This is a genomic window from Mycobacterium lehmannii (genome assembly GCF_001499925.1).
Taxonomy (GTDB): domain Bacteria; phylum Actinomycetota; class Actinomycetes; order Mycobacteriales; family Mycobacteriaceae; genus Mycobacterium; species Mycobacterium lehmannii.
The window spans coordinates 122,280-141,883 of record NZ_LQIR01000012.1 but is presented as its reverse complement, the minus strand read 5'-3'; the positions used below and the strand labels follow the sequence as shown (position 1 = coordinate 141,883).

The 19,604-nt window shown below is 67.1% G+C and carries 22 protein-coding genes and 2 pseudogenes; 6 read left to right on the top strand and 18 right to left on the bottom strand.

Features of this window, described 5'->3' with window-relative positions; genetic code table 11:
• The first annotated feature begins 9 nt into the window (after nt 1-9).
• Nucleotides 10-636 carry a maleylpyruvate isomerase N-terminal domain-containing protein gene (locus tag AU192_RS08650; protein ID WP_064395371.1) on the top strand — a complete coding sequence of 209 codons (627 nt, stop codon included), beginning with the start codon at nt 10-12 and terminating at the stop codon, nt 634-636.
• Between the two features lie 18 nt (nt 637-654).
• A pseudogene (locus AU192_RS25035) lies at nt 655-1,234 on the top strand (carboxylic acid reductase); the annotation flags it as partial.
• A gap of 34 nt (nt 1,235-1,268) precedes the next feature.
• On the opposite strand, the gene AU192_RS08635 reads toward AU192_RS25035, so the two are convergent.
• From AU192_RS08635 to AU192_RS08610, 6 genes are all read right to left on the bottom strand, one after another.
• Entirely contained in the window at nt 1,269-1,655 is a 387-nt protein-coding gene (locus AU192_RS08635) for a DUF1304 domain-containing protein (protein WP_064395368.1), read from the bottom strand.
• Entirely contained in the window at nt 1,655-2,293 is a 639-nt protein-coding gene (locus AU192_RS08630; RefSeq protein ID WP_064395367.1) for a hypothetical protein, read from the bottom strand. The genes AU192_RS08635 and AU192_RS08630 overlap by 1 nt, the downstream gene beginning before the upstream one ends.
• 12 nt (nt 2,294-2,305) lie before the next feature.
• A complete protein-coding gene (ruvB, locus tag AU192_RS08625; RefSeq protein WP_064395366.1) occupies nt 2,306-3,370 on the bottom strand; it encodes a Holliday junction branch migration DNA helicase RuvB in 1,065 nt (354 codons plus the stop codon).
• Nucleotides 3,367-3,954 carry a Holliday junction branch migration protein RuvA gene (ruvA, locus tag AU192_RS08620; RefSeq protein ID WP_064395365.1) on the bottom strand — a complete coding sequence of 196 codons (588 nt, stop codon included), beginning with the start codon at nt 3,952-3,954 and terminating at the stop codon, nt 3,367-3,369. Before ruvA ends, ruvB begins: the two co-directional genes overlap by 4 nt.
• Nucleotides 3,951-4,517: a crossover junction endodeoxyribonuclease RuvC gene (ruvC, locus tag AU192_RS08615; RefSeq protein ID WP_064395616.1), complete on the bottom strand. Its 567-nt coding sequence runs from the start codon at nt 4,515-4,517 to the stop codon at nt 3,951-3,953. The genes ruvA and ruvC overlap by 4 nt, the downstream gene beginning before the upstream one ends.
• A gap of 75 nt (nt 4,518-4,592) precedes the next feature.
• Entirely contained in the window at nt 4,593-4,901 is a 309-nt protein-coding gene (locus AU192_RS08610) for a hypothetical protein (protein ID WP_082694950.1), read from the bottom strand.
• Nucleotides 4,902-5,029: 128 nt separating this feature from the next.
• Here AU192_RS08610 and AU192_RS08605 point away from each other — a divergent pair, with 128 nt between their 5' ends.
• Nucleotides 5,030-6,256 carry a mechanosensitive ion channel family protein gene (locus tag AU192_RS08605; protein WP_064395364.1) on the top strand — a complete coding sequence of 409 codons (1,227 nt, stop codon included), beginning with the start codon at nt 5,030-5,032 and terminating at the stop codon, nt 6,254-6,256.
• A gap of 6 nt (nt 6,257-6,262) precedes the next feature.
• On the opposite strand, the gene AU192_RS08600 is transcribed toward AU192_RS08605, so the two are convergent.
• Nucleotides 6,263-6,580 carry a hypothetical protein gene (locus AU192_RS08600; protein ID WP_233151224.1) on the bottom strand — a complete coding sequence of 106 codons (318 nt, stop codon included), beginning with the start codon at nt 6,578-6,580 and terminating at the stop codon, nt 6,263-6,265.
• 61 nt (nt 6,581-6,641) lie between these two features.
• Here AU192_RS08600 and AU192_RS08595 point away from each other — a divergent pair, with 61 nt between their 5' ends.
• Complete coding sequence (locus tag AU192_RS08595; RefSeq protein WP_064395362.1) at nt 6,642-7,043, top strand: YybH family protein; 402 nt, start codon at nt 6,642-6,644, stop codon at nt 7,041-7,043.
• On the opposite strand, the gene AU192_RS08590 is transcribed toward AU192_RS08595, so the two are convergent.
• Nucleotides 7,040-7,798 (bottom strand): YebC/PmpR family DNA-binding transcriptional regulator, encoded by a 759-nt coding sequence (locus AU192_RS08590; protein WP_064395361.1) that lies wholly within the window; start codon nt 7,796-7,798, stop codon nt 7,040-7,042. The two genes, AU192_RS08595 and AU192_RS08590, sit on opposite strands and share 4 nt — an antisense overlap.
• Nucleotides 7,799-7,883: 85 nt before the next feature.
• The gene (locus AU192_RS08585; RefSeq protein WP_064395360.1) at nt 7,884-8,318 is read right to left on the bottom strand and encodes a hypothetical protein; all 435 of its coding nucleotides are present in this window, start codon (nt 8,316-8,318) and stop codon (nt 7,884-7,886) included.
• An 80-nt stretch (nt 8,319-8,398) separates the two neighbouring features.
• Here AU192_RS08585 and AU192_RS08580 point away from each other — a divergent pair, with 80 nt between their 5' ends.
• Complete coding sequence (locus AU192_RS08580) at nt 8,399-9,610, top strand: acyl-CoA dehydrogenase family protein (RefSeq protein ID WP_064395359.1); 1,212 nt, start codon at nt 8,399-8,401, stop codon at nt 9,608-9,610.
• 60 nt (nt 9,611-9,670) lie between these two features.
• On the opposite strand, the gene pdxT is transcribed toward AU192_RS08580, so the two are convergent.
• From pdxT to pdxS, 3 genes are read right to left on the bottom strand one after another with little or no spacing between them, the layout of a single operon-like run.
• Nucleotides 9,671-10,261, bottom strand: a complete 591-nt coding sequence (gene pdxT / locus AU192_RS08575; RefSeq protein WP_064395358.1) for a pyridoxal 5'-phosphate synthase glutaminase subunit PdxT — start codon at nt 10,259-10,261, stop codon at nt 9,671-9,673.
• Nucleotides 10,258-11,094 carry an acyl-CoA thioesterase II gene (gene tesB / locus AU192_RS08570; protein ID WP_064395357.1) on the bottom strand — a complete coding sequence of 279 codons (837 nt, stop codon included), beginning with the start codon at nt 11,092-11,094 and terminating at the stop codon, nt 10,258-10,260. The genes pdxT and tesB overlap by 4 nt, the downstream gene beginning before the upstream one ends.
• An 8-nt stretch (nt 11,095-11,102) precedes the next feature.
• Entirely contained in the window at nt 11,103-12,023 is a 921-nt protein-coding gene (gene pdxS / locus AU192_RS08565; protein ID WP_064417048.1) for a pyridoxal 5'-phosphate synthase lyase subunit PdxS, read from the bottom strand.
• Nucleotides 12,024-12,392: 369 nt separating this feature from the next.
• Between pdxS and AU192_RS08560 the strand changes: the two genes are divergently transcribed.
• Nucleotides 12,393-13,112, top strand: coding sequence for a cysteine peptidase family C39 domain-containing protein (locus tag AU192_RS08560; protein WP_064395356.1), 720 nt, complete (start codon nt 12,393-12,395; stop codon nt 13,110-13,112).
• 7 nt (nt 13,113-13,119) lie between these two features.
• Here the strand turns inward: AU192_RS08560 and AU192_RS08555 are convergent.
• The 6 genes and pseudogenes from AU192_RS08555 to thrS form a co-directional block, all read right to left on the bottom strand.
• Nucleotides 13,120-14,144: pseudogene (locus tag AU192_RS08555) on the bottom strand (NUDIX hydrolase).
• Nucleotides 14,144-15,331, bottom strand: a complete 1,188-nt coding sequence (locus AU192_RS08550) for a glycosyltransferase family 4 protein (protein ID WP_064395355.1) — start codon at nt 15,329-15,331, stop codon at nt 14,144-14,146. The pseudogene AU192_RS08555 and the gene AU192_RS08550 overlap by 1 nt, the downstream one beginning before the upstream one ends.
• On the bottom strand, nt 15,328-16,266 hold the full coding sequence (locus AU192_RS08545; RefSeq protein WP_082694949.1) for a phosphatidylinositol mannoside acyltransferase: 939 nt from the start codon (nt 16,264-16,266) through the stop codon (nt 15,328-15,330). Before AU192_RS08545 ends, AU192_RS08550 begins: the two co-directional genes overlap by 4 nt.
• Nucleotides 16,263-16,940, bottom strand: coding sequence for a phosphatidylinositol phosphate synthase (gene pgsA / locus AU192_RS08540; protein WP_064395354.1), 678 nt, complete (start codon nt 16,938-16,940; stop codon nt 16,263-16,265). Before pgsA ends, AU192_RS08545 begins: the two co-directional genes overlap by 4 nt.
• A complete protein-coding gene (locus AU192_RS08535) occupies nt 16,937-17,524 on the bottom strand; it encodes an ATP adenylyltransferase (RefSeq protein ID WP_064395353.1) in 588 nt (195 codons plus the stop codon). Before AU192_RS08535 ends, pgsA begins: the two co-directional genes overlap by 4 nt.
• Nucleotides 17,521-19,575 (bottom strand): threonine--tRNA ligase, encoded by a 2,055-nt coding sequence (gene thrS / locus AU192_RS08530; RefSeq protein ID WP_064395352.1) that lies wholly within the window; start codon nt 19,573-19,575, stop codon nt 17,521-17,523. Before thrS ends, AU192_RS08535 begins: the two co-directional genes overlap by 4 nt.
• Nucleotides 19,576-19,604 lie beyond the last annotated feature (29 nt).

The window sequence follows — 19,604 nt, the reverse complement described above, 5'->3', positions numbered from 1 at the left end:
GTTGGCGCCATGAGACTCGACGGTGACTCGGCCCGCCGCGTCCTGGCTGACGCGTGGGAGCGGTGGGCACGACGGTGCGAGCAGATGACGACGCAAGAGTGGTCGACACCAACGCGCTGTGGAGGCTGGAATGTGGCCGCGCTGCTCGCCCACGTCTGTCCCGAACCGTCGATGTTCGACCGTCTCACCGCAGCGGTCGTCGACGGACCCGCCGCCGTCGTGGATGCGGCGACCATGTTGCGCCGCTTCAACGAACCCGACGGTGTTGCCAACACCAACGCCGGAAGCCTTGCCGAGCAAGCGGTTTCGCAGGCCGTGGCCCTGACGCCGCGCACGGCCGCCCAGCGGTTCGCCGAAAGTGCCCTGGTTCTACGTGACACGCCGATGTCCGCCGCGACAACGATCGCGTATCCGGTCGTCGGCAGCACGACGCTGGCAGTCGTCGCCGAGACCGCCCTGATGGAGGCGACGGTGCATCTGCTCGACCTCGCCGATGCGGTCGGCGGTGTTGAACCCTCGACAGAGGCGTTGTGCGCCACCCGGGACCTCTTGATCTGTGTGCCCGATGCATTGTCAGCAGTCGAGGTGCTTTCCGGACGCGCCGCCCCCGAGACCGCGATACCGGCGATTCGCTGACCAGGCACCTCGAACCCGATTTTGGCCGACACCACATACGCCGGTCAGCTCAACGTGCCGGACATGTTCACGCGGTTGGTCCTGAGCCTCGTCGCGACCGGCGTCGCGCCGTTCTCGTTCTACGAGGTCGACGAGGGCGGCAACCGCCAACGCACACTACGACGGGCTTCCCGTCGAGTTCATCGCCGAGGCCATCTCGACGCTTGGTGCACAGGTCGGCCATGACGGCGGACCGGGTTTCGAGACGTACCACGTCATGAACCCCTATGACGACGGCATCGGGCTTGACCAGTTCGTCGACTGGCTGATCGATGCGGGGTATCCGGTCGAACGCGTCGGTGACTACGCCACGTGGCTGCAGCGATTCGACACCGCGATGCGCGGGTTGCCCGAGCTGCAGCGACAGGCGTCGCTGCTCCCGCTGCTGCACAACTACCAGCGGCCGGAGACCCCGATCCAGGGTTCGATCGCCCCCACGGAGCGGTTCCGCACGGCGGTGCAGGATGCGAAGATCGGTCCAGACAAGGACATTCCGCATGTGACGCGCGAGGTCATCGTCAAGTACGCCACTGATCTGGAACTGTTGGGGCTGCTGTAAGACGACGGCGAGCGTGCGTTCGGCGCTACGCACGCTACAGCGTGACGGCCACCGCCAACAGCACGATCGCGATCAGCGGGAAGATGCCCTGAGCGAGGGCGGCCTTCGCCTTGTCCGGTGACGACAACAACAGCACCAGCGCCGCCGCCAGCATCGATCCGACACCGGCGAACATCAATGCGATGCCAACCCAGTTGTAGCCGATGCCGCCGATGACGATTCCAGCGAGCGTGATGATGGCCAGAAAGAGGTTGTAGAAGCCCTGGTTGAAGGCTAACTCCTTGGTGGCCAGCGCTTCTTCTTCGGTGAGACCGAACGTCGCTCTGGTGCGCGCCGACGTCCACGTCAGCGACTCCATCACCCAGATGTAGATGTGCAGGAGGGCGGCGAGACCCGCGAAGAACAATCCGACGAAACCCATTACGCGACCATGCTTTCCACTCGTACCACCGGCGGAACGGCCAACATCACCAGACCGGTCAACGCGATCCAAACCAGCACGCTGTATGCACCGGGCAGACCGATCCAGGTGTGCAGCAGCGCGGGAATCCCGAGCACCGCCAGAAACGCCGACCACTTCGGTAGCACGCCCGTGCGCCACACGATGTAGGCGGTGGCGAATATCATTGCGGCCGAACCGATATGGCTGTAGTGATAAAGCCATACCGCCAGGCCGAGGAACGGCTGCGAGTACGACGTCACGGTGAGGTCGTCGAACCGCACGATGGCGGCGGGCACGGCCACCTCGGCAGCCAGACCGGCCGCGGTCAGTGCGAAAAACACCGTCCCACCGATCGCCGCGGTGTACACCGCACCCGTCGGCCCGGCCGCCGACCGCAGCGTCGACACGAGCACGCCGAGGAAGAGCAAGCCGAAGAGCAGATGCAGTAGCGGCAGCGTGCCGTTCAGCGTGAGAAACGTTGCCGCGCTATCGAAATAGGCGCCCAGCCCGCCGGCGTCGTTCGGCGTCTCCGGCGAGCCGACCAGATACGCCGGTACCACCACGCCGGCGCAGGCCACGCCGAGCAGCCCGCCCAGCCTGATCGTGCCGCTGCCCATCGCCGCTCCTCCTCAGTCGAAAAGACCCACCTGCCCCAGGCCGGTGACTCCGCTCGGCGGGGTCAGGCCGAGGTGCGTCCAGGCCTGCGCGGTGGCCACCCGTCCCCTCGGCGTGCGCGCGATCATCCCGGCGCGCACCAGGAACGGCTCACACACCTCTTCGACGGTCGTCGCCTCCTCGCCGACCGCGACCGCAAGCGTGGAGACACCGACCGGTCCCCCGCCGAAACTGCGTGTCAGCGCGGACAACACCGCGCGGTCGAGGCGGTCGAGGCCGAGCTCGTCGACGTCGTAGACCTCGAGCGCCGCCTTGGCGATATCGCGGGTGATCACGCCGTCGGCACGGACCTCGGCGTAGTCGCGGACCCGGCGCAACAGCCGGTTGGCGATGCGCGGCGTACCGCGCGAGCGGCGCGCGATCTCGGCGCCCGCGTCCGCGCCCAACTCGATACCGAGAATTCCCGCCGAACGGGCCAACACCCGCTCCAGTTCGGCGGGCTCGTAGAAGTCCATGTGGGCGGTGAACCCGAACCGGTCACGCAACGGCCCCGTCAGCGCGCCCGAGCGGGTGGTCGCCCCCACGAGCGTGAACGGCGCGACATCCAGCGGAATCGACGTCGCGCCGGGGCCCTTCCCGACCACGACGTCGACGCGGAAGTCCTCCATCGCCAGGTACAACATCTCCTCGGCAGGCCGGGCGATGCGGTGGATCTCGTCGATGAACAGCACGTCGTGCTCGATGAGGTTGGACAGCATCGCGGCGAGATCACCGGCACGCTCGAGCGCCGGCCCGGACGTCACCCGCAGGGAGGAACCGAGTTCGGCCGCGATGATCATGGCCAGCGACGTCTTGCCCAACCCGGGCGGGCCCGACAGCAGGATGTGATCCGGTGTGCCGCCGCGGTTCTTGGCGCCCTCGATGACCAGTTGCAGTTGCTCGCGGACGCGCGGTTGCCCGATGAACTCGTGGAGCGACCGCGGCCGCAGGCTCGCGTCGATGTCGCCCTCACCGACCGTCAGCGCCGGCGAGACCTCGCGCTCGTCGGCGTCGCCGTCGTCGTCGGTGAATCGGCTCATTTGTTACCCAGCATCGACAACGCCGCTCGCAACGCACTCGACTGATTGGCTTCGGGGTCGTTGGCCAACACCTTGTCGGTGGCTTCTTCGGCCTGTTTGGCCGCGAATCCGAGTCCAATGAGCGCTTCCACCACCGGGCCCCGCACCGTATGGCCCGTCGCGGTCGCCGCACCGGACGGCGAGACCGCGCCCACCTTGTCGCGCAGGCTCAACGCCATCAACTCGGCGGTTTTCTTGCCCACCTTGGGAATCCGGGTCAGCGCGGTGATGTCGGCGTCGCCGATGGCCTGGCGCAAGGTCGGCCCGTCGTACATCGCCAGCGCGCCCAACGCGATGCTGGGACCGATTCCGGACACCCCGAGCAGGGTGAGAAACAGGTCGCGGGCGTCGCCGTCGGCGAAGCCGTAGAGCGTTTGGGAGTCCTCGCGCACGATCATCGCGGTGATCAGGCGCGCCTCGGCGCCGCGGCGCAGGGTTGCCAACGTCGACGGGGTGGCCATCACCTTGTAACCGACCCCGCCCGCCTCGATCACGACGTGGTCGAGTGCGATGTCGAGAACCTCACCGCGAACGGATGCGATCATCGTGCCGCCCTCGCTTTCGCCTTGAGCGTGGCCTTGTACTTGCGTTGTTGTTCGGCGGCCAGCGCCTCGGCCGCCGCCATCCGGGCGATCATCGGTGCCCGCCAACAATGGCAGATCGCAAGGGCCAACGCGTCGGCCGCGTCGGCCGGAGTCGGCTTGGCCTGCAGCGCAAGGATTCTGGTCACCATCGCGGTCACCTGCGCCTTGTCGGCGTTGCCGTTGCCGGTGACCGCCGCCTTGACCTCGCTGGGTGTGTGGAAGTGCACGTCGATATCGCGGCGCGCGGCCGCGAGCGCGATCACTCCGCCGGCCTGGGCGGTGCCCATCACGGTGGAGACGTTCTGCTGGGAGAACACCCGCTCGATCGCGATCACGTCGGGTCTGTGAGTGTCCATCCAGTACTCCACGGCCTCGCTGATCGCCAACAGGCGCCGGTGCAGCGGATCGCCCGACGGGGTGCGAACGACGTCGACGTCGAGCGCGGTGACCTGCCGACCCGTACCGCCCTCGATGACCGACAGGCCGCAGCGCGTCAACCCGGGGTCGACTCCCATCACCCGCACGTCCGGCCCTTCTGTGAACACTTGTTCGAGAGCTTAGCCGCCCGAAGGCTCGCCACTCGGCAGGGACACGCCCGCTCAGATCACGAACTGACCTCCGCGGCCGCCCGCGGTGATCTCCAGCGCGATCTCGCTCATGCGGCCCTTCGACCTGCTCCACCCGCGGACAAGTTCGCGGCCCACCTGATGCCCGTCGCGCTCGACGGTGATCACCCAGCGCACACCGCAGAACTTGCCGAGCAACCAGAACGGCCACAGCACCACAAACAGCGCGCCGACGAGAATCTCCAGCCAGCCGAATGTTAGATCGAGGGCGTCGCCCGGAAACGGCCACCACCGTCTGCTGATCTGCCACTCGGTGCCGAATGTGTCGCGTACCACTGCCACCCGCCAATTGTGCTTGCGAGAAGGCAGGATCCGCGTTCGACGCCCCGGAGCCGATGTTTCCTCACGCGGCAACAGGGCTACCGTCGATTGAGGACCTGATCCCGATTCGTGGAGTTGACCTCATTCCCATGCCCGACGAAACCGAACTGCAGACCGCAAGCAACCTCGCCGTCACCCTTGCCTGGGCAGCCGGAGCGATCGCCGCCGTGTACGTGTTCGGGGTGGTGCTGACCTGGGTGATGGCACGCGTCAGTCGCCGCAGCGCGCTGATCAAGGACATCGAGGTGCTCACGCGCAAGCCCGTACGCATGCTGCTGATGGTGATCGCGGCGACGGTCGCGGTGCGACGGACGTCGGAGACCACGGACTCGTGGCGTGGGTGGGTGGACCACTGGCTTCTCATTCTGATGATCGTCTCGATCACCTGGCTGGTCACGGGCTTTGTCCGCGTCGCCGAGCGGCGCATGATCGCCCGTTACGGCGGGGGCGGTGAGGAGATCTCGGACGCCGACCGGCTGTGGCGCCGAGTTCGGACGCAGGTGACCGTGCTGCGCAGGCTGGCAATCGCGGTCGTCGTCATCCTCGGCGGTGCCGCGATCCTGATGACGTTCCCGTCGTTCTCCGACATCGGCACCACGGTGTTCGCCTCCGCGGGTGTGTTGTCGGTGGTCGCGGGCCTGGCCGCGCAGACGTCGCTGGGCGCGGTGTTCGCCGGGATGCAGATCGCGTTCTCCGGGGCGATCCGCGTGGGCGACATCGTCCAGCTCGAGAACGGTCAGTGGTGGGGTCGCATCGAGGAGATCACGCTGACCTACGTCGTCGTGCGGATCTGGGACGAGCGCCGGCTCGTGTTGCCTTCCACCTATTTCACCACCGAGCCGTTCGAGAACTGGACCCGCAGCGCCACCGAGATCATGGGCTCCGTGGAACTCGACGTCGACTTCACGGTGTCGTTCCACGACATGCGCGCCGAATTGGACCGGTTGCTGGCCGAGAGTGATCAGTGGGACGGCCGGATGGGCGTACTACAGACGACCAGTGCGGTCGGCGGCTTCGTCCAGGTGCGGATCACCGTGAGCGCGCCCAACTCGGGCGCTCTTTGGGATCTGCGGTGCAGCGTGCGCGAGGGCATGGTCGACTGGCTGCGCCGCACGCAGAATGGTCTGCCGATGCACCGCATCGGACCCGCCCCTGCCCCAACCAAACCGGCCATCCGGCCGAGCGGTTCCGGGGAGACCGATCGTGTCGCGTCCGGCATATTCTCCGGCAGCCCCGAGGCCGACGAGCGCGCGCGGGCATTCGATGAAACTTCCGATTACGACGACCAGTTCGCTCGATCGAACGGGAGGAACTAGGGGCCCTCAGGGCGCCGTGGGCTGGTCGACCTGATCGACTGGGTACGTACCCGCCTGCACGGACGCCGCGATTTCGTAGATGCGCTCGCCCGATCGGCGCCAGCCGCGCACGCGTTCGCGTCCGATCCGCTCGCCGTCGCGTTCGATGACGATCTTCCACGACACGCCGAGCCACTTCAGCAACAACCAGAACGGCCACATCACCATGAACGGCAGGACGAGCAGGAAGATGACCGCGTCCAGTGTGGAAAACCCGGTCTCCCATGGGATCGTGCGCCACCACCAGCGCCGCACCGTCACCGTCTCCCCCTCGGGATCGGTCACCGTCACCCTGGCCAAACCCGCGGCCTCCGCTCGTTGAAGTCGTCATCCCGATAATGAGCCAATGACGTTCAGCGGGCACGCCGAAGACAGACAACTCATCCGAGAGCGCCTCGAAATCTACAGCGACGCGGTCATGCGCAAGGACCTCGACGCGTATCTGGCGTGCTGGACCGAGGACGGCCGCAGAACCGGTTCGGGCGGGGAGTGCCGCGGCAAGAGCGAACTGCGCGACCACTGGGACGGCATCTTCGGAGCCATCGAGCAGATGGCGTTCTTTACCCAGATGGCATCGCTGACCGTGTGCGACGACCGGGCCGACGCACGGTCGTACTGCCTGGAAGTCATGAAGTTGCGCGATCAACCGGATCGCCAACTGGTCGGCGAGTATGTCGATGAACTGGTGCGCGTCGACGGGAACTGGTTGTTCGCCCACCGCCACTACCGCGTGGCGATGACGATCTAGTCCTCAGCGTCGAGTTCGGCGGCGACCTCTTCGGGAATGTCGATGTTGGTGTAGACGTCCTGGACGTCGTCGAGGTCTTCGAGCGCGTCGACCAGCTTCATGATCTTGCGCGCACCGTCGGCGTCCAGCGGCACCGTCACGGAGGGCACGAACCCTGCCTCGGCCGACTCGTAGTCGATGCCAGCATCCTGAAGCGCCGTGCGTACAGCAACGAGATCGGTTGGCTCGCAGATGATCTCGAACGAATCATCGAGGTCGTTGACGTCCTCTGCCCCGGCGTCGAGCACCGCCATCAACACGTCGTCTTCGGTGAGGTCGTTCTTGTCGAGGGTGACGACGCCCTTGCGGGAGAAGAGGTAGGACACCGAACCCGGGTCGGCCATGCTGCCGCCGTTGCGGGTCATCGCCACGCGCACCTCGCCGGCCGCCCGGTTGCGGTTGTCGGTCAAACATTCGATCAGCACCGCAACGCCGTTGGGCCCGTAGCCCTCATAGGTGATGTTCTGATACTCGGCGCCGCCGGCTTCCTCGCCGCTGCCGCGCTTGCGGGCGCGTTCGATGTTGTCGTTGGGCACCGACGACTTCTTGGCCTTCTGGATCGCGTCGTACAGCGTGGGGTTGCCCGCCGGGTCGCCGCCGCCCACACGCGCCGCGACCTCGACGTTTTTGATCAATTTGGCGAACATCTTGCCCCGGCGGGCGTCGATGACGGCTTTCTTGTGCTTGGTGGTGGCCCACTTGGAATGGCCGCTCATGCAGGTTGTACCTCTCCGTGCGCTTTCGTGCGCCAAGTTTTCGTGCGCTGAGTCCGCCCGACGAGTCTACGTGGACGTTTGCGCCCTACCGAACTGCGTCGGGCGACGTCAGCGCGATGACGCGGTAGCCGACGGCGGCCGGCCAGCCGATGTGACCCTGCACGTGCAGCTGCAGCCACGTCGGTGCGCCCGACGGGTCGTCGGTGAAGGTCACGGCCGCGTCGACGATCGCGCCGATCTCGCCGGAGGCCTGCAGGACGACCGACACCGACAACGTCGCGCTGCTCAGCGTGGCCCGGTTGTACGGGAGGCTGTCGGGGAGGAAGAACGACGCCGAGAAGTTCGGCGTCCGGATGCCCTTGGGCGCGTTCGGTGCTCTGCGCAGCGCCAGACCGGACACGAGGGGTTTCCCGTCGAACCAGGCGGTGCCGGTGTACTCGGTGCGCCGCGCGTCACCGCCATTGGCAAGCGTGACCAAGGTGTCGATGCGCGGTTGGGGCTCGACTTCGACCATCGTCATCGCGGCGTTCCCGTCCTGCCGGCGCTGTTAGGTCTGCCACAATACTTCGTCGCTATCTTACTCCGCAGTAAGATAGCGGCATGTCCTTCTCGCTTGAGCTCTCGCCGGATCTCGTCCACGTCCGGGACTGGGTGCACGAATTCGCCGCCGACGTCGTCCGCCCTGCCGCCGCGGAGTGGGACGAACGCGAAGAGACGCCGTGGCCGATCATCCAGGAGGCCGCGAAGGTCGGCCTGTACTCGATGGAGTTCTTCGCCGAGCAGGCCGGCGAACCGTCCGGTCTGGGCATGCTCGTCGCGTTCGAGGAGATGTTCTGGGGCGACGCCGGTATCGCGCTGTCGATCCTGGGCACCGGCCTGGCCGCGGCGTCACTGGCCGCCAACGGCACCCCCGAGCAGATGGGCGAATGGCTGCCGCAGATGTTCGGCACCGTCAACGAGCCGAAGGTCGCGTCGTTCTGCTCGTCGGAGCCCGGCGCCGGTTCCGACGTCGGCGCCATCCTCACCCGCGCCCGTTACGACGAGGCCAAAGACGAGTGGGTGCTCAACGGCACCAAGACCTGGGCCACCAACGGCGGTATCGCCGAGGTGCACATCGTGGTCGCGTCGGTGTACCCCGAACTCGGCACGCGCGGGCAGGCGACGTTCATCATCCCGCCGAACACCCCCGGCTTCCGGCAGGGACAGAAGTTCCTCAAGCACGGCATCCGCGCATCGCATACCGCCGAGGTGGTGCTCGAGGATGTGCGCATTCCTGGCGGGCTGATCGTCGGCGGCAGGGACAAGTTCGAGGAGCGCATCGCGCGGGTGCGCGAGGGCAAGAGGGCCAAGAGCCAGGCCGCGTTGGCGACGTTCGAGCGCACGCGGCCCACCGTCGGCGCCATGGCGGTCGGCGTGGCTCGCGCCGCGTATGAGTACGCGCTCGACTACGCCCGCCAGCGTGAGCAGTTCGGCCGCAAGATCGGCGAATTCCAGGCCATCGCATTCAAGTTGGCCGATATGAAGGCCCGCATCGACGCCGCCCGGATGCTGGTCTGGCGGGCCGGCTGGATGGCGCGCAACGGCAAGGCGTTCGAGAACGCCGAGGGCTCGATGGCCAAGCTGGTGGCCAGCGAGACCGCGGTGTACGTCACCGATGAGGCGATCCAGATCCTCGGCGGCAACGGCTACACCCGGGAGTATCCGGTCGAGCGCATGCACCGCGACGCCAAGATCTTCACGATTTTCGAGGGCACCAGCGAGATTCAGCGCCTGGTGATCGGCCGCGCCGTCACGGGTCTCGAAATCCGCTAGCCCTTCTGGCGATTTGTGCACCGCTAGGAGCGCTCACCGCTCCTCAGTGTGCACAAATCGCTACTCGGAGAGCATCGAAACGAACAGTTTGTGGATGCGGCGGTCGCCGGTCATCTCCGGGTGGAACGCCGTTGCGAGCCGGTTGCCCTGTCGCACCGCAACGATGTGACCGGCGGCCTCGGCGAGCACCTCGACCTCGGGTCCGACGCGTTCGACCCACGGTGCCCGGATGAACACGGCGTGCACCGGCCCGTCGACGCCGCCGAAGGTGATGTCGTCTTCGAACGAGTCGACCTGGCGACCAAACGCGTTGCGCCGCACCGTCATATCGATCCCCTTTAGCGGCGTGGCCTCCCGGCCCGCCGACCCGGCATCCAGGATCTCCGAGGCCAGCAGGATCATCCCCGCACACGAGCCGTACGCAGGCATACCGTCGGCCAGGCGCGACCGCAGGGGTTCGAGCAGATCGAGTTCGCGCAGCAGGTGGCTCATCGCCGTGGACTCCCCGCCGGGGATCACCAGCGCGTCGACGGCCTCCAGTTCGCGCACCCGTCGCACGGTCGACGCCTCCGCCCCGGCCTCGCGCAGCGCCGCCAGGTGTTCGCGGGTGTCGCCCTGTAGCGCAAGGACACCGACATGCGCAGTGCTCACGGTGTGTGGTCGCGTTTGAAGCGGGTCAGCCCCTCCTGCATGACCGCCGCCACCATCTCGCCGTACTGGTTGAAGATCTTGCCCTGACACAGCGATCGGCCGCCGGAGGCCGACGGCGACGACTGGTCGTAGAGCAGCCACTCGTCGGCGCGAAACGAGCGCATGAACCACATCGCGTGATCGAGCGAGGCGACCTGCAGATGCTGACGCTCCCCGGCGTGGTGCACCTGCGCAGAACCCAACAGCGTCAGATCGCTCATGTAGGCCAGCGCGCAGATGTGCAGCACATAGTCGTCGGGCAGCGGGTCGCGATGACGGAACCACACCTGCTGCTGAGAAGCCTTGCCGGGCAACCGGGTCAGCTTCTCCTGCGGCACGATGCGGACGTCCCACTCGGCGAACTGGTTGAAGCCCGCGTCGTCGAACGCCTTGATCTCGGTCAGTCCCGGACAGTCGTCGGGTGGCGGCGCCACCGGCATCGCGTCCTGATGCTCGATTCCGCTCTGGTCGGTCTGGAAGGACGCCGACATCGAGAAGATGGTCTCGCCGTGCTGGATCGCATTGACGCGGCGGGTGATGAACGACCCCCCGTCGCGCAGCCGCTCGACGATGTAGACCGTCGGCGTCTTGGCATCGCCCGGGCGCAGGAAGTAGCCGTGCAGCGAATGCACCTGAAACGTCGGGTCGACCGTGCGTACCGCAGACACCAGCGACTGGCCCGCCACGTGTCCGCCGAAAGTGCGCTGCAGGAAACCGGATTCGGGGCTGAACACGCTTCCGCGGTAGATGTTGACCTCGAGCTGTTCGAGATCGAGGATCTGTTCGATCGCCATTCGGCCGGTTACCAGCCGCGTTCGGCGAGCCGGTGTGGCGCTGCGACACCCTCCACGTTGATGCCGACCATCGGCTCACCCAACCCGCGCGACACCTTGGCCAGCACATCGGGATCGTCGTAGAACGTGGTGGCCTTGACGATGGCCGCGGCGCGCGCTGCGGGGTCGCCGGACTTGAAAATGCCCGATCCGACGAACACGCCCTCGGCGCCGAGTTGCATCATCATCGCCGCGTCGGCCGGGGTCGCGATGCCGCCTGCGGTGAACAGCGTCACCGGCAGCTTGCCTGCCCGAGCCACCTCGACCACCAGGTCGTATGGAGCCTGCAATTCCTTGGCCGCCACGTACAGCTCGTCCTCCGACAGCGACGTCAGCCGACGGATCTCACCGCCGATCTGACGCATGTGGGTGGTCGCGTTGGACACGTCGCCGGTGCCGGCCTCGCCCTTCGAGCGGATCATCGCCGCGCCCTCGGTGATGCGGCGCAGCGCCTCGCCCAGGTTTGTCGCACCGCACACGAACGGCACGGTGAACTTCCACTTGTCGATGTGGTGGGTGTAGTCGGCGGGCGTCAGCACCTCGGACTCGTCGATGTAGTCGACGCCGAGGCTCTGCAGGATCTGCGCCTCCACGAAGTGGCCGATGCGGACCTTGGCCATGACCGGGATGGTGACCGACGAGATGATCCCTTCGATGAGGTCGGGATCACTCATGCGCGCGACGCCACCCTGGGCGCGGATGTCGGCGGGCACCCGTTCGAGCGCCATGACCGCCACCGCACCGGCACCCTCGGCGATCTTGGCCTGCTCGGGAGTGACTACGTCCATGATCACGCCGCCCTTGAGCATCTCGGCCATGCCGCGCTTCACCCGGGCTGTTCCGGTATGGCCAGAGCCGTTGTGGTGCGAGCCGTTCGCTGCGGTTTCCACTGCTATCTCCTCCGAATTGCTACCGATCCAGTGTAGTGGGGCCGCCAAATCAATTGAATCCGCAGTTCGCGGGCGGTGACTTGCGAACCGCTGCCGTGACGGCTCCCCCACCGGGAATCAGTTCAGGTGCCATTGTCTCATCACACCGGCGATAGCCGACAATCCAGCAGCGCCCCAGTGACCCACGCTGCATGGGAGAGACCTGAAGCCGCGCGATTCGGCCGCCGCCGCCATCGGGTGCCCACACCCCGCTGAACATCTCCGATGCTCTGACGCCGGCGATCCGTGGACGATAAGCTGCCCGCGCGAAGCTGGGAGCCGACTGGCTGTCCGCTGATTCCGGGTCCAGGCAACGACAGGAGCGGGCAGATGAAGAGCACTCCCATCGGGTTCACATCGCTGGTGGCCGCACTAGCACTGGGCGTCTGGGGGGTTGGGGCCGTAGACGTCACGCATGAGGTCGCGTTCGCCTCAGTGGGGACACCCGGTGTCGCGGAGAGTCCGATGCTTCCGACGGAGATGCACGGTGACCCAGACGAAGCGAGCAATTACTGGAGCCAGCAGAACTTCCAGGATTGCGGGCTGATGGCGGTCGCCACCGTCGTGGGCCTGAGCACTGGGAAGGCACCCACCGAGCAGGAAATCGTTGCGGTGGCCTCGAACCTCAAGAGTCCCGGCAGCGACCGGCCGATCTACACACCCCCCAATCCCAACGATCCGAACTCGGACAACGGAACCGACTCCGACGACCAGGTGCTTCTCCTGAAGCACTACGGCGTCAACGCCACCGCCACCGACGATGATCTGGCCGCCCAAACCGGCTTGGCCACCGGCATTCCCGCGCTCATCACATACCTCGACAGCGGACGTCGACTGATCGCGGGGGTCAACTCCGAGACGATCTGGGCGGAGGACGGCAGCCACACCGACGACGACCACTCCGTCGTCGTGAGCGGTGTGGACCCGGAGGCCGGAATCGTCTACCTCTCCGACAGCGGGAGCGAGGACGGTGACGGCGAACAAGTGCCCATTGACGTCTTCGAGAAGGCATGGGCGCCCGGGGCGCACGATTTGATCGTGGCCGGCTGACGACTCGTCAGCGAATCTGCACTGTCGGCCTGGCGGGGCGGGTCGGCCCGTCGGCCAGAACGGCGGCCTGATCGAGCAGTTCGCCGAGTTGCAGCGGGTAGACGGTCTCGCCACCGGCGACCAACTCTTGAATCACCGTCCCATCACACCAGCGGTAGCCGTGAATCATGCGCCGTTCCAGCGCTGTGTGACCGCCCATCGTCGGCTCGAATCGTGTTGTGCGGTGCACGAAGAACAGCTCTTGGCTGCGGATCACCGAACCGTCGAACTCGAAGACCGCCTGACGGCGCCACAGCGGGCCGACCAGGTCGTCGGCGGCCACCCGCAGACCGGTCTCCTCGCCGACCTCCCGTGCTGCGGCGGCAGCGAGCTCCTCCCCCGCCTCCACGGCACCGCCGACGGTGAACCACCAGCGCGGTGCGTCGGGCAGCGCCGGGTCCGAACCGCGAAACAGCAGCACGGCGCCGGCTTCGTCGAGCAGAACCACCCGCGCCGACGTGCGCCAGCTCACCTCCGACCGCCCTCCGGTACCGTCTCGGGCCGTTCGACGATCTCGAAATATGTTGGCAACGCGGCGGTTCCACCGAGCCGCAACATGCGCACCACCGGCCGTTCGCGCAGGGCGAGCGTGTCGCGCACCGCGTCGTTGTGGAATCGCCTGGCCAGCACCACCCGCGCTTCGGCGTCGGCCAGTTCGGCGACAAGAGCCTGCGGCACGGACCCCGGATCCACCTGGGCCAGCGCCGCGGACAGGTCGTTCTCGGCGCCCTCGCGGGCAGATTTCGGGGCCCGTTCGGCGGCGTCGGCCAGCACGGCCAGCCGGGTGGCTTCCGGCCCGTCCCCGTAGGCATCGACCGCGACGGCGCGGGCGACGACGGCGCGGCGGGCCAATGCTCCGTCGAGCGCCTGCCAGGACAGGTCGTATCGCACATGCAGCCGGTCGAGCCGGTTGGCGGTCTGCAGCGCCCACGCGCCGACCGCCAGGATGACCACGGCCAGCACCGCCAGCGCGATCACGACGATCCAGGTGATCACCGGACGCCTCCGGTCGCCTTCCTGGTCCTCGCCGTCGCCGTGGCCTTGGCTGAGCTGTCTCCGCCGGAGACCGTCACCGTGGTGCCCGACCCGGAGACGGTCTCGTACACCCGCATGATCTGTCGGGCCACCACCGACCAGTCGTAGGGCCGGACCGCGTGGGTCGCGGCGGTGACGTAGCGTTCGCGCACCGCATCGTCGGCGAGCACCTCGATCAACCCTTCGGCCAGCGCCGCCGCGTCGTCGACCGGGACGAGGCGGCCGGCCCTCCCATCGTCGAGCACCTGCCGAAACGCGTCCAGGTCGCTGGCGACCACGGCGGTGCCTGCCGCCATTGCCTCGACGAGCACGATGCCGAAGCTTTCGCCGCCGGTGTGGGGGGCGCAGTACACGTCGGCGCTGCGCATCGCCGACGCCTTGGCCGCGTCATCGACCTGACCGAGGAAACGCAGATGCGAGGCGAGGTCGCCGGCATCGTCGCGCAATTCATCCTCGTCACCGCGGCCGACGACGAGGATCTCGACCTCGGGGAACCGTTCGACCAGCGTGGGCAGCGCACGCAGCAGCACCGCCATGCCCTTGCGGGGTTCGTCGAAACGGCCCAGAAACAGCACCGACCTACCCGGGCGGGGATAGCCGTCGAGCAGCGGCGCGGACGCGAACGCCGCCACGTCCACCCCGTTGGGGATGACGACGGCATCGCTGCCCAACGCCTCCATCTGCCAGCGGCGGGCCAGGTCCGAAACCGCGATGCGCCCGACGATCTTCTCGTGCATCGGCCGCAGGATCGGCTCGAAAACGGTCAGCGTCAACGACTTTGTGGTCGACGTGTGGAACGTCGCGATGATCGGGCCCTCGGCGATGTTGAGGGCGAGCATCGACAGGCTGGGGGCGTTGGGCTCGTGCAGGTGCAGCACGTCGAAGTCGCCGTCGGCCAGCCACCGCTTGACCAGGCGGTGTGTGGCCGGCCCGAACCGGAGGCGCGCGATCGATCCGTTGTACGGAATCGGCACGGCCTTGCCGCCGGAGACGACGTAATCGGGCAGCTGCGCGCCCGGCGATGACGGCGCCAGGACGCTGACGTGGTGGCCCAGCCCGTGCATCACCTCCGCCAGCTGCAACACGTGCGACTGCACTCCACCCGGCACATCGAATGAGTACGGGCAGACCATGCCGATCCTCACGGGCTGGCCTCCAGCCTCGCCCGTCGCTCCGCCGACAGGTCGGCCAGCCACTGCGGTTGCATCATGTGCCAGTCGGCCGGGTGGGCGGCGATGTTGCGGGCGAACCGGTCAGCCAACGCTTGGGTGATGACGGTGACGTCGCTCGATGACGTGTCGATCTCGGGAAACACCCGCATGCCCCACCCATCGCCTTCGAACCAGCAGTGCACCGGAAACAGCGCCGCCCCGGTCTCGATGGCGAGTTTGGCCGAGCCCGCGGGCATGCGCGTGGGTTCGCCGAAGAAATCGACCTCGACCCCGCTGCGGCTGAGGTCACGGTCGGCCATCAGACATACCGGCCGGTTGTCGCGTAACCGCTCGGCAAGCACCTCGAACGGCGGCCGGTCACCGCCGGTCAGCGGGACGACTTCGAATCCCAGACCCTCGCGGTACGCGACGAAGCGGTTGTACAGCGACTCGGGCTTGAGGCGTTCGGCCACCGTGGTGAACGTGCCGTAGTTCTGAGCCAGCCAGACCCCTGCCATGTCCCAGTTGCCGCTGTGCGGTAAGGACAGGACCGCGCCGCGGCCGGCGCCCAACGCGGCCCACAGCAGGTCGACGTCGTCGACGACCAGTTCGCGGGCGATCGCCTCGTGGTCCATCGTCGGCAACCGGAAAGCCTCCCGCCAGTATCGGGCGTAAGAGGCAAGCGAAGTACGAATCAGGCCGTCGGGCACCTGCTCGGGCGGTACACCGACGACACGGGCCAGGTTCTTGCGCAGCTGTTCGGGACCACCGCCGCGCGCCGCGAAGTGAGCACCGGCATCAAATGTGTTGCGCGCGACGAATTCCGGCATCGCGCGCACCATCCGCCAGCCCGCCGCGTACCCCCAGTCCGCCAACCGGCCACCCAGCGGGTTGGCAATGGCCGACGGTCCCGAGGGGCTGGTGGTCACGGCTCGTCCGCCTCCGGTTCGTCCCCGCCCGCGTCGGTGGCGTCGGGTTTGGCGATCCGGTCCATCGCTCCGGGGGAGGTCCGCACGCTGTGCACACGCTGACCCAGCGTCACCAAGCTGGTCACCGCGAGCACCCACATCGCGATGTGCAGCAGCCACACCACCCCGAACAGACCCGACAGTCCCGCGCCCAGCAGCACGATGATCAGCCGCTCCGGACGTTCGATCAGACCGCCCTCCCCCGACAGTCCGCTGGCTTCGGCCCTTGCCTTGATGTAGGAGATGACCTGCGAGGTCACCAGGCAGATAGCCGTCGCGACCACCAGTGATGCGCTCTGCAGCCCGAACGCCGCCCACCACAGCAGCCCGCAGAAGATGGCGCCGTCGCTGATGCGGTCGCAGGTGGCGTCCAGCACCGCCCCGAATCGGGTGCCTCCGCCGCGTTGGCGGGCCATCGCACCGTCGAGCATGTCGGCAAGCACGAAGAGCCACACGACGAACGAGCCCCACCACAGATGACCGATCGGGTACAGCGTCAACGCCCCCAGCACCGACCCCGCGGTGCCCAGGATCGTGATGCTGTCCGGGGTGAACCCCGCGCGCAGCGCACCCTTGGCAATTGGCGTGCTGATCTTCTCGTACGCCGCGCGGGTCATCAGGTAGAAGTTGCTCACTGCTGTCTCGCCCATTCGGTGGCCAGCAGTTCACGGGTCTCACGCAGCAACTGCGGCACCGCTTTCGAGCCGCCGATGATCGTGATGAAGTTCGCGTCGCCGCTCCAGCGCGGCACCACGTGCATGTGCAGATGATCGGCCAGCGAGCCGCCAGCGGACTGACCCAGGTTGAGCCCGACATTGAAACCGTGCGGGTGAGAGACCGACTTGATCACGCGAATCAGCTTCTGCGTGAACGAGATCAGCTCGAAGCTCTCGTCGGGATTGAGGTCCTCCAACTCCGACACCCTTCGATAGGGCACCACCATCGAGTGCCCCGGGTTGTACGGGTAGAGGTTGAGCACGATGTAGACGGACTCGCCGCGCGCGACGACCAGTCCCTCCTCGTCGGGCATCGTGGGGATGTCGGTGAACGGCTGGCGGGACTTGCCCGAACCCGCCGACCCGCCCTTCATGGGCGCTTCGGCGATGTAGCTCATCCGGTGCGGCGTCCAGAGCCGCTGCAGATGGTCGGGGTCGCCGGCGCCGCGGTCGACCACCGTGTGCTCGTCGATGCCGCTGTCGGCTTGCTCTTCGGCGCTCACTTGGCTGTACCCGCCTCGAGCAGTTCGGCTGTGGGAGCAGCGTTTCGACGGCTGGCGATCCAGTCGGTGATCGCGGCGACGGCCTTGTCGCGCGGTACGCCGTTGATCTGGGTGCGGTCACCGAAGCGGAAGCTGACGGCGTCGGCTTCGACGTCGCGGTCCCCCGCCACCAACATGAACGGCACCTTCTGGTTGGTGTGGTTGACGATCTTCTTGGCCATCCGGTCGTCGCTGGCGTCCACCTCAGCCCGGACACCTTTCATCTTCAGTTGCGTCGCAAGGCCGTTCAGGTAGGGAACGTGGTCGTCGGCGACGGGGATGCCAACCACCTGCACGGGCGCCAGCCAGGCCGGGAAGGCTCCTGCGTAGTGCTCGGTGAGGATGCCGAAGAACCGCTCGATCGAGCCGAACAGCGCGCGGTGGATCATCACGGGCCGCTGTCGCGATCCGTCTGCGGCGGTGTACTCCAGCTCGAAGCGCTCCGGGAAGTTGAAGTCCAGCTGAATGGTCGACATCTGCCAGCTGCGGCCGAGCGCGTCTTTGACCTGCACCGAGATCTTCGGACCGTAGAAGGCCGCGCCGCCGGGATCGGGCACGAGGTCGAGCCCCGAGGCGGCGCCGACTTCGGCCAGCACGTTGGTGGCCTCCTCCCACAGTTCGTCGGAGCCGACGAACTTCTCGGGGTCCTTCGTCGACAGCTCGAGATAGAAGTCGGTCAGGCCGTAGTCGGCGAGTAGGTCGAGGATGAAGCGCAGCAGCGAGGTCAGCTCGTCGCGCATCTGTTCGCGGGTGCAGTAGATGTGCGAGTCGTCCATCGTCAGCCCGCGCACCCGCGTCAACCCGTGTATGACGCCGGAGAGCTCATAGCGGTACACCGTGCCGAATTCGAAGAGCCGCAACGGAAGTTCGCGGTACGAACGCCCACGCGACCGGAAGATCAGGCAGTGCATGGGGCAGTTCATCGGCTTGAGGTAGTAGTCCTGGCCGGGCTTGCGCACCGTGCCGTCGGGGTCGAGTTCCGCGTCGAGGTGCATGGGCGGAAACATGCCGTCGGCATACCAATCGAGGTGTCCGGAGATCTTGAACAGCTCGGCCTTGGTGATGTGCGGGGTGTTGACGAACTGGTAGCCGGCCTCGATGTGCTTGCGCCGCGAGTAGTCCTCGAGCTCGCGCCGGATGATCCCACCCTTGGGGTGGAAAACCGCCAGCCCCGAACCGATTTCGTCGGGAAAGCTGAACAGGTCGAGCTCGGCGCCGAGCTTGCGATGGTCGCGGCGTTGCGCCTCCTCGATGAGCTCGAGGTGCTTGTCGAGCGCTTCTTGCGACTCCCAGGCGGTGCCGTAGATCCGTTGCAGGCTGGCGTTGTTCTGGTTACCGCGCCAGTAGGCCGCCGAGCTGCGGGTGAGCTTGAACGCCGGGATGTACTTCGTCGTCGGGATATGCGGACCGCGGCACAGATCGCCCCAAACACGATCGCGGGTACGGGGATTGAGGTTGTCGTAGGCGGTCAGCTCGTCGCCACCGACCTCCATCACGTCGGGGTCGCCGGACTTGTCGTCCACCAGCTCGAGCTTGTAAGGCTCGTTGGCGAGTTCTTCGCGCGCTTGGTCTTTCGACTCGTAGACGCGCCGGGAGAACAGCTGGCCTTCCTTGACGATCTGGCGCATGCGCTTCTCCAGCGCAGCGAGGTCTTCGGGCGTGAACGCGCGCTCGACGTCGAAGTCGTAGTAGAACCCGTCGGCGATCGGCGGACCGATGCCGAGCTTGGCCTGCGGGAAGAGGTCCTGCACGGCCTGTGCGAGCACGTGCGCGGTGGAGTGCCGGAGCACGCTGCGGCCGTCGTCGGTGTCGGCGGCCACGGGAGTCACCTCGACGTCGGTGTCGGGCGCCCACGACAGGTCGCGCAGCCGGCCCTCGGCGTCGCGGACGACGACGATCGCGTCGGATGCGCCCCGGCTCGGCAGGCCCGCCCCGCGCACCGCCTCCCCCGCAGTCGTCCCGGCAGCGACCCGGATCAGGGCTGCTGGGGTGCGGTTGGTGGCGGCGCTCATCGGTGACTCTCCAGTTTCATTGTCAACAG

Coding starts and splice junctions, on each gene's coding strand:
- AU192_RS08650 (WP_064395371.1), top strand. CDS start 10: ATGAGACTCGACGGTGACTCGGCCCGCCGCGTCCTGGCTGACGCGTGG.
- AU192_RS08635 (WP_064395368.1), bottom strand. CDS start 1,655: ATGGGTTTCGTCGGATTGTTCTTCGCGGGTCTCGCCGCCCTCCTGCAC.
- AU192_RS08630 (WP_064395367.1), bottom strand. CDS start 2,293: ATGGGCAGCGGCACGATCAGGCTGGGCGGGCTGCTCGGCGTGGCCTGC.
- ruvB (WP_064395366.1), bottom strand. CDS start 3,370: ATGAGCCGATTCACCGACGACGACGGCGACGCCGACGAGCGCGAGGTC.
- ruvA (WP_064395365.1), bottom strand. CDS start 3,954: ATGATCGCATCCGTTCGCGGTGAGGTTCTCGACATCGCACTCGACCAC.
- AU192_RS08605 (WP_064395364.1), top strand. CDS start 5,030: ATGCCCGACGAAACCGAACTGCAGACCGCAAGCAACCTCGCCGTCACC.
- AU192_RS08595 (WP_064395362.1), top strand. CDS start 6,642: ATGACGTTCAGCGGGCACGCCGAAGACAGACAACTCATCCGAGAGCGC.
- AU192_RS08590 (WP_064395361.1), bottom strand. CDS start 7,798: ATGAGCGGCCATTCCAAGTGGGCCACCACCAAGCACAAGAAAGCCGTC.
- AU192_RS08585 (WP_064395360.1), bottom strand. CDS start 8,318: ATGACGATGGTCGAAGTCGAGCCCCAACCGCGCATCGACACCTTGGTC.
- AU192_RS08580 (WP_064395359.1), top strand. CDS start 8,399: ATGTCCTTCTCGCTTGAGCTCTCGCCGGATCTCGTCCACGTCCGGGAC.
- tesB (WP_064395357.1), bottom strand. CDS start 11,094: ATGGCGATCGAACAGATCCTCGATCTCGAACAGCTCGAGGTCAACATC.
- AU192_RS08560 (WP_064395356.1), top strand. CDS start 12,393: ATGAAGAGCACTCCCATCGGGTTCACATCGCTGGTGGCCGCACTAGCA.
- thrS (WP_064395352.1), bottom strand. CDS start 19,575: ATGAGCGCCGCCACCAACCGCACCCCAGCAGCCCTGATCCGGGTCGCT.